Annotated in this window: 10 protein-coding genes; 6 read left to right on the forward strand and 4 right to left on the reverse strand. The window is 73.0% G+C overall.

Annotated features, from left to right (window positions below; translation table 11 throughout):
• The first annotated feature begins 147 nt into the window (after positions 1-147).
• The 3 genes from D3A59_RS11630 to D3A59_RS11640 all read left to right on the forward strand — a co-directional run bounded on the left by D3A59_RS11630 (position 148) and on the right by D3A59_RS11640 (position 5,981).
• Positions 148-3,306 (forward strand): EAL domain-containing protein, encoded by a 3,159-nt coding sequence (locus D3A59_RS11630; RefSeq protein ID WP_119155097.1) that lies wholly within the window; start codon positions 148-150, stop codon positions 3,304-3,306.
• A gap of 202 nt (positions 3,307-3,508) precedes the next feature.
• Positions 3,509-4,225, forward strand: coding sequence for a TetR/AcrR family transcriptional regulator (locus tag D3A59_RS11635; RefSeq protein WP_119155098.1), 717 nt, complete (start codon positions 3,509-3,511; stop codon positions 4,223-4,225).
• A gap of 94 nt (positions 4,226-4,319) precedes the next feature.
• A complete protein-coding gene (locus tag D3A59_RS11640) occupies positions 4,320-5,981 on the forward strand; it encodes an AMP-binding protein (protein WP_119155099.1) in 1,662 nt (553 codons plus the stop codon).
• A 41-nt stretch (positions 5,982-6,022) separates the two neighbouring features.
• On the opposite strand, the gene D3A59_RS11645 is transcribed toward D3A59_RS11640, so the two are convergent.
• Positions 6,023-6,505, reverse strand: coding sequence for a GNAT family N-acetyltransferase (locus D3A59_RS11645; RefSeq protein WP_119155100.1), 483 nt, complete (start codon positions 6,503-6,505; stop codon positions 6,023-6,025).
• A gap of 71 nt (positions 6,506-6,576) precedes the next feature.
• A complete protein-coding gene (locus D3A59_RS11650) occupies positions 6,577-7,467 on the reverse strand; it encodes a LysR substrate-binding domain-containing protein (RefSeq protein WP_119155101.1) in 891 nt (296 codons plus the stop codon).
• Between the two features lie 104 nt (positions 7,468-7,571).
• Here D3A59_RS11650 and D3A59_RS11655 point away from each other — a divergent pair, with 104 nt between their 5' ends.
• A complete protein-coding gene (locus tag D3A59_RS11655; RefSeq protein WP_119155102.1) occupies positions 7,572-8,174 on the forward strand; it encodes a short chain dehydrogenase in 603 nt (200 codons plus the stop codon).
• 25 nt (positions 8,175-8,199) lie between these two features.
• Here D3A59_RS11655 and D3A59_RS11660 read toward each other — a convergent pair whose 3' ends face one another.
• Complete coding sequence (locus D3A59_RS11660; RefSeq protein WP_119155103.1) at positions 8,200-9,528, reverse strand: glycerate kinase type-2 family protein; 1,329 nt, start codon at positions 9,526-9,528, stop codon at positions 8,200-8,202.
• A 350-nt stretch (positions 9,529-9,878) separates the two neighbouring features.
• On the opposite strand from D3A59_RS11660, the gene D3A59_RS11665 reads away from it, so the two are divergent.
• Positions 9,879-11,657, forward strand: coding sequence for a pectate lyase (locus D3A59_RS11665; protein ID WP_119155104.1), 1,779 nt, complete (start codon positions 9,879-9,881; stop codon positions 11,655-11,657).
• Positions 11,658-11,888: 231 nt separating this feature from the next.
• Positions 11,889-12,395 carry a peptidoglycan L,D-endopeptidase MepK gene (mepK, locus tag D3A59_RS11670; protein ID WP_119155148.1) on the forward strand — a complete coding sequence of 169 codons (507 nt, stop codon included), beginning with the start codon at positions 11,889-11,891 and terminating at the stop codon, positions 12,393-12,395.
• On the opposite strand, the gene D3A59_RS11675 is transcribed toward mepK, so the two are convergent.
• On the reverse strand, positions 12,396-14,150 hold the full coding sequence (locus D3A59_RS11675; protein WP_119155105.1) for a L,D-transpeptidase family protein: 1,755 nt from the start codon (positions 14,148-14,150) through the stop codon (positions 12,396-12,398).
• Positions 14,151-14,376: the final 226 nt, after the last annotated feature.

The raw sequence follows: 14,376 nt of genomic DNA on the forward strand, positions 1-14,376 counted from the left end.
GTTGCGAACGGCCCCATCCGTCCGGGATGCCGCCCGGGATGAGCTCCCACGAGCAATCCGGGCGCCCGCGCCCGCAGGCGGAAGCGCGCGGAACGCGGATTGCCACGAGCCTTGCTGTTTTCCACCCCTGCGGGGAAGAAGGATTCCATGGACCCTGCACAGGCCCAGATCCGCCGCCTGACGATCGCGGCGGCCGTGCTGCTGGGCGCGCTGCTGCTCGTCGGCGCGGTCCTGATGGCCATGCTGGTGTCGGTGACGCGCCTCGGCGCCTCGGCGCTCGAGGGCGAGGCCCAGACCGCGAACAACGCACTGCGCCTGCGCGTCGTGCTGGGCGACCTCTCCATCGCGCACCGCGCCTACCTGCTCACCGGCGAGCAGGCCTACATCGACGCCATCGGGCGCCACGAACAGCAGCTCGACGCCGCATTGCAGCGCGCCGGCGCAGAGGCGGACAGCCCGCGCGAGCGCAAGCTGCTGGCGCAGGTGGAGAGCCGACTGCCGGACTACGTCTCCGCGGTCACCTCGCTCAACCGGGAGCTGGAGGCCGGCACCTTGCCCCGCACGCTCGAGACGATCGGCACGCAGTGGCAGCGACGCATCCGGCCACGCCGCGAAGCGATCGAGCAGGCGGTCGAGCGACTCATCAGCCACCAGGAGCAGCAGTTCGCAGCGGCACGCTCGCGGGTGGTGGATGCCTCCTTCCAGGCGATGAGCCTGGGGGCCGTCGTGCTCGCGCTCGCGCTGCTGGCCGCGGGCGCGACCGCGTGGGTGCTGCGCGACGCGATCCACGCGATCGGCCGCGCCGGCGCCGAGCTCACGCGCGGCAACCGCGCGCTGCGCGAGTCGGAGGAGCGCTCGCGCCTGGTGATCGAGGGTGCCGCCGACCACGCGATCTTCCTGCTCGACCCCAACGGCCACATCGCCTCGTGGAACGCCGGTGCCGAGCGCCTGCTCGGCTGGCGCCGGGACGAGGCGCTGGGCGCGCCGCAGTCGCTGCTGTTCGGCTCGGACGAGGCCGCGCAGGCGCAGGCCGCGCGCCTGATCGGGCTCGCGCTCGGCCGCGGCCATCATGCCGAGGAGGTGAGCTGCCAGCGCAAGGACGGCAGCCGCTTCTGGGCCAGCAGCTCCACCACCGCGCTGCGCCACCCCGACGGCAGCCTGCAGGGCTTCGTGCAGGTCACGCGCGACGTCACCGAGCGCCACGTGCTCGAGTCGGAGCTGCGGCGCACGATCCGCCAGCTCGAGTTCGTGCAGCAGGCGGCACGCATCGGCATCTGGAGCTGGGACACGGCGAGCGGCCGCCTGGAGTTGTCGAAGGGCTTCGCGGCACTGCTCGGCCTCGCGCCCGAGCAGCTCGGGCACACGCCGGACTGGCTGCTCGCGCGGGTGCATCCCGACGACCGCGAGGCGCTGCGCCAGCGGCTGCGCGAGGTCGTCGCCCGCCGCGAGCCGCTCGTGTCGCTGTCCTTCCGCATCGCCGCCGAGGACGGCAGCTGGCGCTCGGTGCTGTCGATCGGCGGCTGGGCCGAGGACGAGACGACGGCGGGGCAGGCCAGCGGGGTGCTGACCGGGGTGCAGGTGGACGTCAGCGCGCTCGCCGAGGCGCAGACGCGGCTGGAGGCGGAGCACGAGATCGCGCGCACCACGCTGCGCGCGATCGGCGACGGCGTCGTCGTCACCGACCCCGACGGCCGCATCGAGCAGATGAACGAGGTGGCCGAGCAGCTCACCGGATGGCGCGAGGCCGAGGCGCGCGGCCGTCCCGCAGGCGAGGTGGTGGTGCTGCGCGCCGAGCTGGCCGACGACGCGCCGGAGCTCGCGGGCCTGGCGATGCGCGAGCAGCGCATCGTGTCGCTGCCGGGGCTGTGCAAGCTCGTGGCGCGCGACGGGCGCGAGACCCCGGTGGAGGACAGCGCCGCGCCGATCCGCCTCTCCGACGGTCGGGTCGCGGGCGCGGTGCTGGTGTTCCACGACGTCAGCGAGTCGCGCCGCCTGATCCACGACATCGCCTGGCAGGCCAGCCACGACGTGCTCACCGGCCTCGTCAACCGGCGCGAGTTCGAGGTCCGGCTGCGCCGCGCGCTCGCCAGCGGCGAGCGCGGCACCACCACGCACGCGCTGCTCTACCTCGACCTCGACCAGTTCAAGGTCGTCAACGACAACTGCGGCCACCCGGCCGGCGACGAGCTGCTGCGCCAGGTGTCGCGCCAGCTCGGCCTGCACCTGCGCGAGCGCGACACCCTTGCGCGGCTCGGCGGCGACGAGTTCGCGGTGATCCTCGAGCACTGCGACGCCGAGCACGCGCTGGGCGTGGCGAACAAGCTGCTGCGCACCGTGCGCGAGTTCCGCTTCGCCTGGCAGGGCAGCATCTACCGCATCGGCGTGAGCATCGGCGTGGTGCCCTTCCCGGCGGGCGTGCCGACGCTCGAGGAGCTGCTGCGTCACGCCGACCAGGCCTGCTACGCCGCCAAGGAGGCGGGCCGCAACCGCGCGGTGCTGCACCACCCGGACGAGGACCTGATCGCGAGCCGCAACCGGGACATCAACCTCGTCGGCACGCTCGGCCGCGCGATCCACGAGGGCCGGCTGGAGCTGCACTGGCAGCCGATCACACCGGTGGCGCTGGAGCAGGGCGCGCCGCCCGGCACGGCGCCGACGCACTACGAGGTGCTGGTGCGCCTGCGCGACGAGGCGGGCCAGCTCGTGAGGCCCGGCGTCTTCATGGGCGCGGCCGAGCGCTACGACCTGCTGCCCGAGCTCGACCGCAGCGTGATCGAGCTGACCCTGCGCATGCTCGCGCGCTCGCCCGAGCGGCTCGGGCGGCTGCGCATGTGCACCGTCAACGTCGGCGCGCGCACGCTCAGCGACGAGGGCTACTACCGCCATGTCGCGCAGCTGCTCGACGAGACCGGCATCCCGGCCGACAAGATCTGCTTCGAGATCACCGAGACCGCCGCGATCGCCGACGTGCCGCGCACGCAGCATTTCATCGAGCAGCTGCGCGCGCGCGGCTGCCGCTTCGCGCTCGACGACTTCGGCGCCGGCATGGCCTCCTTCGCCTACCTCAAGGAGCTGCCGGTGGACTTCATCAAGATCGACGGCTCCTTCGTCGAGTCGATCGCCGACAACCCGGTGGACGCCGAGATCGTGCGCGCGATCAACGACATCAGCCACTCGATGGGCAAGCAGACCATCGCCGAGTTCGTCGCGAGCCAGGCCACGCTCGACCTGCTGCGCCGCCTCGGCGTGGACTACGCGCAGGGCAACTGGATCGCCCCGCCGGAGGCGCTGGAGGAGGCGGCCTGAAGCGGGGCCGGTGAACGGGGCAGGCCCGCCCCGGCGTCGACGGGCGCGCATCCCCTCCCGCCCCGGCAGCCCTGTGGCACCCGCCGGCCTCGCCGCCCTGCCTGGGGTTTTCCCCCATTTTCCGGGCCCGGGGCGCGCTTCGCGCTTGCCAAGCCGGGGTATTCGGTCAAAGATTCAAACTAACGTTTGATTCAAGCCCATCTTGAAAGCCTCCTCCGATCCATCGCGCGCTCCCGCCCCGCGACCCGCCGACACGCCCGAGCGCATCCTCGACGCCGCGGAGCGCCTGTTCGTCGAGCACGGATACGAGACCACCTCGGTGCGGCTCGTCACGCTCGCCGCGGGGGTCAACATCGCCGCGATCAGCTACCACTTCGGCTCCAAGGAGGGGCTGATCCGCGCGGTGCTGCGGCGCCGGCTGGAGGCGCTGAACCGCGAGCGCCTGCGCGCGCTCGACGAGGCGGAGGCGCGGGCCGGCGGGGGGGCGGTGCGCCCGTCGCAGATCGTCGAGGGCTTCTTCGGCACGATCTTCCGGCTCGCGGCCGACCCGCAGTCCGGGGGCCCGATGCTGCTGCGCCTGCTCGGGCGCATCCATGCCGAGCCCGCCGCCTTCATCCACACGCTGCTCGCCGAGGAGTACCGCGAGGTGCTCGAGCGCTACAAGGCCGCGCTGTTCCGCGCGCTGCCCGACGTGCCGCGCGACGAGATCGTCTGGCGCCTGCACTTCATGCTCGGCGCCACCGCCTATGCCGTCGCCGGCACCGACGCGCTGCGCCTCGTCACCGACTGGGGCACCAGGGAGGAGGCGCCGCCGCATCCCGAGGCGCGGCTGCTGCCGCGCCTGATGAGCTTCCTGCTCGGCGGGCTGCGCGCGCCGCTGCCACAGTTCGGCGACGTGCCGCCGGCGCCTCCCGCGTGAGTCCGCCCGCCCCCTGACACGCCGGCCGTGCCGCCGCCTCGGCCGCAGCACGCCGTGCCCATCCCAGACATCGACAACGAGGAGACACCCCGCCATGGACCGCATCTGGCTGAACCACTATCCCGACGGCGTGCCGGCGGACATCGACCCGCAGGCCTGGCCCTCGCTGGTCGCGCTGATCGACGACGCGCTCGCGCGCCACGCCGCGCGCACCGCCTACGTCTCGCAGGGCCGCCGCATGAGCTACGCCGAGCTCGACCGGCTCGCCGACGCCTTCGCCGCGTGGCTGCAGCGCCGCGGCGTCGTCAAGGGCACGCGCGTCGCGCTGATGATGCCCAACCTGCTGCAGTACCCGGTGTGCCTGATCGGCGCGCTGCGCGCCGGCGCGGTGGTGGTCAACTGCAACCCGCTCTACACGCCGCGCGAGCTCGAGCACCAGCTGCGCGACTCGGGCGCCGAGGTGATCGTGATCGTCGAGAACTTCGCGCACACGCTCGAGCAGGTGCTGCCGCGCACCGCGCTCAAGACGGTCGTCGTGACCTCGATCGGCGAGATGCTCGGCACGCTCAAGGGCGTGCTCGTCGACTTCGTGGTGCGGCGCGTGAAGAAGATGGTGCCGCCCTGGTCGCTGCCCGGCGCGCTGCGGCTGTCGCAGGCGCTGAGCCAGACGCGCGGCCAGCGGCCGGTGCCGGTCGCGCTCGGCCCCGCCGACCTGGCCTTCCTGCAGTACACCGGCGGCACCACCGGCGTCTCCAAGGGCGCGATGCTCACGCACCGCAACATCTCGGCCAACGTGCTGCAGGCGAGCGCCTGGCTGCGTCCCGCGGTGCGCGAGGGCGAGGAGCTGGTCGTCACCGCGCTGCCGCTCTACCACGTCTTCGCGCTGACCGCGAACTGCCTCGCGTTCCTCGTGTTCGGTGCGGCCAACCTGCTGATCCTGAACCCGCGCGACATCCCGGGCTTCGTGCGCGAGCTCGGCCGGCACCGCTTCAGCGCGATCACCGGCGTCAACACGCTCTTCAACGCGCTGCTGAACCACCCGGACTTCGCGAAGCTCGACTTCTCGGCGCTGCGCATCGCGCTCGGCGGCGGCATGGCGGTGCAGCAGGCGGTGGCCGAGCGCTGGCAGAAGGTGACGGGCGTCGCGATCGCGCAGGCCTACGGCCTCACCGAGACCTCGCCCGCGGTGACGATCAACCCGCTCGACACGCGCCGCTTCACCGGCTCGATCGGCCTGCCGGTGCCCTCGACCGAGCTGTCGGTGCGCGACGACGAGGGCCGCGAGCTCGCGCCCGGCGAGATCGGCGAGATCTGCGTGCGCGGCCCCCAGGTCACGCCCGGCTACTGGCAGCAGCCGGCCGAGACCGCGAAGATCTTCTTCCCCGACGGCTTCCTGCGCACCGGCGACGTCGGCTATGTCGCCCCCGACGGCCACGTCTTCCTCGTCGACCGCAAGAAGGACATGATCCTCGTCTCGGGCTTCAACGTGTACCCGAACGAGGTCGAGGACGTGATTGCGAAGCACCCGGGGGTGCTCGAGGCGGCGGTGGTCGGCGTGCCCGACCCGCGCTCGGGCGAGCGCGTCAAGCTCGTCGTGGTGCGCCGCGACCCGGCGCTGACCGCCGAGGCGCTGCTGGCCTTCGCGCGCGCCGAGCTCACCGGCTACAAGGTGCCGCAGATCGTCGAGTTCCGCGACGTCCTGCCGAAGACCAACGTCGGCAAGGTGCTGCGGCGCGAGCTGCGCGAGCCGGCCTGAGCCGGGCAGGCCGCGTCCTGCGGGCCACCGGGGCCGGCCCGCTACCCGAGCAGCAGCCCCATCACGTGCTCGTCCACGAAGTGCGCGTCGCCCGCGCGCTTGTAGAACTTGCGCAGCGTCCCCTCGATGCGGAAGCCCAGGCCCTCGTAGAAGCGGATGCCGCGGGGGTTATCGCTCTCGACCATCAGCTCGACGCGCAGCACGCCCTCCGCGGCGAGCCGGGCGATCGCGTCGCCCACCATCGCGCGCGCAACACCGCTGCCGTGGTGGCGCGGCGCCACCGCGAGCGTGCCGAGGCCGGCGACATGGCGCGCGCGGCCCGGGTGCCGCACCGCCTTGTAGAAGCCGGCCACCTCGCCGCCCGCCTCCCAGACGAAGAAGCCGCCGCTCGCGAGCAGGTCGCGGTAGACGGCGCGGAAGTCGTCGAGCGGCATCGGGTCGAAGCCGAGGAAGGGCACGACCGCCTCGTGCATGTAGATCGCGTGGACGGCTTCGAGATCGGTCGGGTTCGCGGCTCGGCGCATCGGGAAGTCCTCGGGTCGTTTCCTGGGGGAGGGCGCAGGGCCCTGGCTTGGGTGGGGAGCGTCCGCCCGGTTCAGGGTCCGGGCGGCATGCGTTCGCGGAGATGGGCGACGAAGCCGGCGAGCTTCGGCAGCGGGCGACGGTCCGGCAGGTAGAGCAGGTGCACGGGACGGGGCGGCGGCACGTGCGCTTCGAGCACCGTCTCGAGCCGGCCGGCGGCGATGTCCTCGGCGAGCAGCACCTCGGGCTGCAGCACCAGCCCGGCCCCGCGCAGCGCCGCGGCGCGCAGGGCTGGGCCGTGGTTGGAGGCGAAGGGCGCGTCGGCGGGCCACTGCGCCTCCTCGCCCGTGCCGCAGAGGCGCCATGCGTTGGCGCTGTTCCACGAGAGATGCCCGAGGCAGCGGTGCGAGCCCAGGTCCTGCGGCACGCGCGGGCGGCCGTGGCGCGCCAGGTAGTCGGGCGACGCGCAGATCACCATGCGGTAGGGTGCGAGCGGCCGCGCGACGAGGTGCGGCTGGCCCAGCTCGCCGATGCGGATTGCGAGATCGAAGCCCTCGGCCGCGAGGTCGACGAGCCCGTCGCTCAGCACCAGCTCGATGCGCACCGCCGGATGCCGCGCCATGAAGTCGGCGGCATGCGCCGCGATCAGGCAGCCGCCGAGCGTCACCGGCGCCGACACCCGCAGCAGCCCGCCCGGCTCCTCGCGCAGCCGCTCCACCGACAGCTCGGCCCAGCGCAGCTGCTCCAGCACGCGCCGGCTCTCCTCGTAGAACAGCCGGCCCGCATCGGTCAGGCGCTGGCGCCGCGTGCTGCGCTGGATCAGCCGCGCGCCGAGACGCTCCTCCAGCTGCCGCACATGCTTGCCGACCATCACGGCCGAGATGTCCAGCGCCTCGGCGGCGCGGCTGAAGCCGCCGGCCTCGGCCACCGCGACGAAAACCTCCATGCTGCGCAGCTTGTCCACGGGATTCCGAACCCGGAGTTCGCAATGAGTGAAGTCGGAGCGCATTGTTGCAGGAAGGCGCTGGGTCGAACATGAGGGCTCCTTCAACACACGGGAGTCCTGCAATGAAAGTCCTGATCATCGGCGCCTCCGGCGTGCTCGGCCAAGCCGTCAGCGAGGCCCTGGGGCCGCACCACGAGCTGATCCTTGCCGGGCGCCACAGCGGCGACGTGCGCGTCGACATCACCAGCGAGGAAAGCGTCGCGGCACTGTTCGCGTCGGTCGGTCGCGTCGACGCGCTCGTCTCGACCACCGGCAGCCTGCACTTCGGCCCGCTGGCCGAGACCGACAGCGCCCGCTTCTCGGTCGGGCTGAACGACAAGCTGCTCGGCCAGGTGCGCCTGGCGCTGATCGGCCAGCACCACCTGAACGACGGCGGCTCGATCACGCTCACGAGCGGCATCCTCTCCGAAGAGCCGATCCGCAACGGCGCGAACGCGAGCACCGTGAACGCCGCGCTCGAAGGCTTCGTGCGCGCCGCGGCGATCGAGCTGCCGCGGGGCCTGCGCATCAACGCGGTCAGCCCCACCGTCCTCGCCGAATCCTGGGAGGTCTACGGGCCTTTCATGGCCGGCTTCGAGCCGGTGCCCGCCCGGCGCGCGGCGCTCGCCTACCGGCGCAGCGTCGACGGCGCGCAGACCGGCCGGGTGTACCGGGTGACGGCCTGAGCCGCTCAGCGGCGAGGCGCGGCGCTCAGGTCACCAGCAGCGCGCGGAAGTCGTTGACGTTGGTGAAGGTCGGCCCGGTGACCAGCAGGTCGCCGAGCGCCGCGAAGAAGCCGTAGGCGTCGTTGCGGTCGAGGAACTCGGCCGGCTTCAGGCCCAGCGCCGCGGCACGCGCCAGCGTGTCGGGCGCGGCCAGCGCGCCGGCATTGTCCTCGCTGCCGTCGATGCCGTCGGTGTCCGCGGCGAGCGCCCAGACGCCGGGCTCGCCCTTGAGCGCGATCGCGCAGCCGAGCAGGAACTCGCCGGCGCGCCCGCCACGGCCCGGCGCCAGGGCCGGATCGCGGCACGTGTTCACCGTCACCGTGGTCTCGCCGCCCGACAGGATCACACAGGGCCGCGCGAAGGGCTGGGCGCGACGGGCGACGGCGCGCGCCAGCGCCGCGTGGACCCGGCCGACCTCGCGCGACTCGCCCTCGATCTCGTCGCTCAGGATATGAGCCTCGAGGCCCAGCTCGCGTGCCCGGGCCGCGGCGGCCTCCAGGCTCTGCTGCGGCGTGGCGATCAGGTGCAGCTCGTGCCCGGCGAAGCGCGCGTCGCCCGGCTTGGGCGTCTCGAAGGCGCCGCTCTCGAGTCCGGTGCGCAGCGCCGGCGGCAGCGCGATGCCGTGGCGGCGCAGGATCGCCAGCGCGTCGGCGCAGCTCGTCGGGTCGGGCACCGTCGGCCCGCTGCCGATCACCGCCGGGTCGTCGCCCGGCACGTCCGAGATCAGCAGCGTGACGACGCGCGCCGGCGCGCACATCGCCGCGAGCCGCCCGCCCTTGATCGCCGACAGGTGCTTGCGCACGCAGTTCATCTCGTCGATCGCCGCGCCGCTGGCCAGCAGCGCGCGGTTGATCGCCTGCTTCTCCTCGAGCGTCACGCCCTCGGCCGGCAGCGACAGCAGCGCCGAGGCACCGCCCGAGATCAGGCACAGCACGAGGTCGTCGGCGCCGAGGCCCTGCACCAGCGCGGCAATGCGCCGCGCCGCGTGCCGCCCCGCCTCGTCCGGCACCGGGTGCGCCGCCTCCACCACCTCGATGCGGCCGGGCTGCGCGCCGCGGGCCGGCGGCACGTGGCCGTAGCGGGTGACGACGAGTCCCGACAGCGGCGCCCCGGCCGGCCACAGCGCGTCGACCGCCGCGGCCATCGCGCCGCCGGCCTTGCCAGCGCCGATCACGACGGTGCGGCCGTGCGGCGGCGGCGGCAGGAAGGGGGCGATGCAGTGCGCAGGCTGCGCACGCTGCACCGCGGCGTCGTAGAGCTGGCGCAGCAGCGCGCGCGCTTCGGTGTCGGAGGAGCCGGGAAAGGGGACTTGCATGTCCCCGATTGTCGGACAGCGCGAAGCGCCAAGGCAGCCGGGCAAGCAGCCCCCTCCGATTGCGGGGTGGATCGAGAGCCTCAAACGTATGTCATCACACAACTTGAAGCACTTGTGCCAGACGATGGCCAATGTCCTGAGGAAGTTTTCCCTTTTCTTCCTCCGAGTTTTTCCTATGAAAACTGCCATTCCCCACCCCGCTTGAACCGTTCAATCGGGGCTGACCCTGTCTTCAGCGTCAACTCTCAGTCATACGATGTCCTACCAGTAGCGGCCAACAATAGCCGCATCCGGCCGCTACCTGCCGACGCAGGGACGTCGGCCTTCCCCACCAGAGGAGCAGTGGTTCGATGAAACGCAGAACGTTCCTGATGTCCGGCCTGGCGCCGGTGACCCTCGCAGGCTGGAGCGGCAGCGCGGGCGCGCTGCCGCCGGCGCACAGCCCCGCGGCGACCAAGATCGCGGCCATCGACGCGATGCGGCGCGCGGTCGAGCACATGGACCAGCAGGTCTCCTATCACGGCGGCTATGTCTGGGACTATCTGCCCGACATGTCGCGCACCTGGGGCGAGATGGAGGCCAAGCGCACGATGTGCTGGATCCAGCCCCCGGGCACGCCGACCGCGGGCCACGCCTTCCTGGACGCCTACCACGCCACCGGGGACGAGACGTTCTACCGCGCCGCGGAACGCACCGGCCTCGCGCTGATCGCCGCGCAGCACCCGGCCGGCGGCTGGAACTACATCCACGACTTCGCCGGCGAGGCCTCGCTGAAGGACTGGTACGAGACGATCGGCATCAACGGCTGGCGCCTCGAGGAGTTCCAGCACTACTACGGCAACGCCACCTTCGACGACGCCGGCACCGCGGTGTCCTCGCAGTTCCTGCTGCGCATGTACCTGGAGAAGAAGGACCGCCGCTTCCTCGTGCCGCTGAACAAGGCCATCGGCTTCGTGCTGGCCGCGCAGTTCAAGGGCGGCGTCGCCGACGGCGGCTGGCCGCAGCGCTTTCCCTTCGTCGACAACTCGATCTCGTCGATGCCGCAGCCGAACCCGCAGCAGATCCCCCCGGGCGCACGCCAGGGCATGGAGGACGGCGACTACACGCGCCACGTCACCTTCAACGACGACGTGGCCGGCGAGAACATCAAGTTCCTGCTGATGTGCGTGATCGGGCTGGGGCGCACCGACCTCGTCGAGCCGGTGCACCGCGCGATGGAATGCCTGCGCCGGCTGCAGCAGCCCGCGCCGCAGGCGGGCTGGGGCCTGCAGCACCTCGCCGTGGCGCGTGACGGCCGCCCCGCCGGCGCCCCGGCCGGCGCGCGCAGCTACGAGCCGCGCGCGCTCGCCACCCACACCACCGACACCAACGTCAAGCAGCTCTTCAACTACTTCCAGCTCACCGGCGACCGCAAGTACCTCGAGGGCGTGCCAGCCGCGCTCCAATGGCTCGAGAGCTGCGCGCTGACGGCGCAGATGAAGGCGGAGAACCCGCTCATCGCCAGCCGCACGCACCCGACCTTCATCGAGCTCGGCACCAACCGGCCGCTGTTCGTGCACCGCTACGGCTCCAACATCTGGAACGGCGCCTACTACGTCGACTACGACCACCGCAACACGCCGAGCCACTACTCGGCCGGCCGCACCGTCAACGTCGCCGCGCTGCGCCGGACCTACGAGCAGCTCAGCTCGATGAGCCCGGCGCAGGTCGCCGAGATGGTCGCGCGCTCGCCGCTCGGCGCGCGCAAGCGGCGCGAGCTGCCGCGCTACTTCTCGCTGCGTGAGGTGGACTTCCCCGACCTGTTCGAGGACAGCGTCATGCTCAGCCCCACGGTGGCCGACAGCGAAGCGCAGAAGCTGATCGCCGACCTCGGCACCAAGAACTACTGGCTCACCCCGCTCGCGACCACCACCAATCCCTACCGCGGCAACGGCCCGAGCGAGCCCTACACCGGCACGGCCTACCAGAGCCGGCATGTCGGCGACCTCAGCGACACCTCGCCCTACGACCCGCGCAACCCGCCCGAGATCGCGCCCTACGTGAAGCAGGAGCGCACGCTCGGCATCTCGACCAGCCAGTTCGTCTCGAACCTGGGCAAGCTGATCGCGTACGTCGCGCCGGTGAAGTGAGGCGGCGGCGCCTTCCGGGCCCGCCAGGGCGCGGAAGGCGTTCGCGAGCCGGAACGGTCCGCCGGAGCCCGGTGAGCGCCCACTTCTTCACGCTTGCGCGAGGCAGGGGCCCCACTCCTGAAACAATTGGTTGACGCTCGTAAGAGGGGGTACGTATAAGGGCGGCTTTGCCCGGAGACGCCCCCCGTGAGCCCCCTGTCCCGACGCCGCTTCACCCGACTGCTGGCCGCGATGCCGGCGCTGGCCGTGCCGGCGCTGGCCGTGCCGGCGCTGGCGCGCGCGCACGCCGCCGAGCCCCGCACGCTGACATTCAGTCACCTCCACACCGGCGAGCGCCTCGTGGACATCGAGTACTTCAGCGGCGGCAGCTACCTGCCCGACGCGCTCGGCGAGATCAACCGCCTGCTGCGCGACTTCCGCACCGGCGAGGTCGCCCCGATCGATCCGCAGCTGCTCGACCTGCTGCACGGCCTGAGCCAGCTGACCGGCAGCACGCAGCCCTTCCAGATCATCTCCGCCTACCGCTCGCCCGCCACCAACGCGATGCTGCGCGCGCGCAGCACCGGCGTGGCCAGCGGCAGCCTGCACCTGTCGGGACGCGCGATCGACATCCGCGTCGCCGACGTGCCGCTCGCCCGGCTGCGGCAGGCCGCGCTCGCGCTCGGGCGCGGCGGCGTCGGCTACTACCCCGGCTCGAACTTCGTGCACGTGGACACCGGGCGCGTGCGCGCCTGGTGATCAGTCCCCGGCAGCGGTGCCGGCGCTGCGCCGCGCCAGCGCCGCCTCCAGCCGCCGGTCGTGGCCGTAGATGTCCGCCGCGAAGTGCAGCGCGCCGCTCTCCGGGTTCACCTCGGCGGTGTAGTACAGCAGCCGCACCGGCAGCGGCTGCGTGAGGTTCACGCGCAGCGGCCGCGGCGCGGCCATCGCCGCCTCGATGCGCTCGCGCGTCCACTCCGGCTGGTCGCGCAGCACCCATTGCGCGAGCGCCGCCGGATCGCGCAGGCGCACGCAGCCGTGGCTGAGGTCGCGGCGCGTGCGGCTGAAGAGCCGGCGCGACGGCGTGCCGTGCAGGTAGACCGCCTGGTCGTTCGGGAAGATGAACTTCACGAGCCCGAGCGAGTTGTGCGGCCCGGGGCGCTGGCGCACCCGCAGTCCGTCGCGCCCCTGGCGCAGCCGCTCGATGTTCTCCGGCGTCGCGGCCACCACCGGCGCGCGGTCGCCCGCGCCGCGCACGATCTCCATCTGCATCCGGTCCAGGTAGCCCGGGTCGAGCGCGAGACCCGGCAGGATCTCCTTGCGCACGATCGAGCGCGGCACGTCCCAGTACGGGCGGAAGACCAGGTAGCGCATCTCCTCCGCCAGCACCGGCGTCTGCGTGTCGAGCGAGCCGCCGACGATCACGTCCATGCCGAGCGCCGGCGCGCGCCCGGGCGAGGCGTCCCAGGCGGCGAGCCGGAACATCGCGATGTTGACCGCCAGGAAGGGCCGCCCGTCCGGCGGCGGCAGCCAGCGCATGCGCTCCAGCGCGAGCTCGATCTGCCGCACGCGCCGCGACAGGGGCACGTTCAGCGCCGCGCGCGTCTCGGCGCCGAGCACGCCGTTGTCCCGCAGGCCGTGGCGGCGCTGGAAGCGCCGCACGCCTTCGACCAGCGCCGCCTCGTACGCCGGGCGCGACGGCGGCCGCGCGTCGGCCGGCAGGTCGCCGAGCGCAACCAGGCGGCGGTGCAGCGACGCGGCACCCGCCAGCCGCTCGCCCGGGCGCACGTCCGGGCCGGGGGGCAGGACGGCCGCACCCGGCTCGGCTGCCAGCGAGCGGTAACGCCGCAGCTCCTCGCGCAGGCGCAGATAGGGCTCGGACTGCGGTGCGGACGCCGCGACGGCGTCCCGCAGGCCGTGCACCGGCAAAGCTGCGCGCAGCAGGTCGGCCGCATCCGGCTCCCCCGTGCGCGGCGGCATGCGGAAGCCGAACTCGCGCGGATCGACGCGACCGCGCTGCAGATGCCGCAGGTAGCGCAGCATCGCGACGCTGAGATCGATGTCGAGCGCCGCGCGCTGCGCCTCGTCGGGAGCGGCCGCATCCCGCAAGTGCGCCACGCCTGCGGCGAGTGCCTCGACCCGGTAGTCGGCCGGATCGAGCCCCTCGTCGCCTGCGGCCGACAGCAGCAGCAGCGCATCGGCGGCGCTGCGTCCGGGCCGGCCGTCGGCGCCGCTCCACAGGGGGGTGTAGCCGAGCGGCCGGTAGAGCCGGTGCAGCGCCTCCAGCTCCTCGGCGCCCGGAATCCGGGCGCGATCGGGCGCGGCGAGGAGGGCGGACAGCGCGGTGAGCGGCAGCGGCGGTGACCCGGGCAGGACCGCGGACCCGGCCGGCGGGACGGCGGGCAACTGCTGCGGCAACGACTGCGGGACGGCGGGCGGCTGCAGCGACAGGGCCGCTGCGCTCTCGGCAGCCGCCGGCTGCCCGACCGTGGCAAGGCCCAGGACCAGCAAGGCCACGGCGAGGCGCTGCGCCGGGCGGAAAAAGGGGGGAAGGGCAGCAGGAGAGAAATTCATGAACGGCTCGGGGGCCGCGCACCGGGCGCGGCCAGAAAAGAGGGTCGGGAAAGTCCTGTGCTCCCCCAGCAAACCGGATACCCCCGGGCGCGGGATGCGCCGCCCGGGGCGCCGGCACGCCGGCTGCCTGTGTTGCGCCGGAAAGGAGAGGGCGCGCCCGTTTCGCGCG

The sequence above is a fragment of the Caldimonas tepidiphila genome (assembly GCF_003569765.1).
Classification (GTDB): Bacteria; Pseudomonadota; Gammaproteobacteria; order Burkholderiales; family Burkholderiaceae_C; genus Caldimonas; species Caldimonas tepidiphila.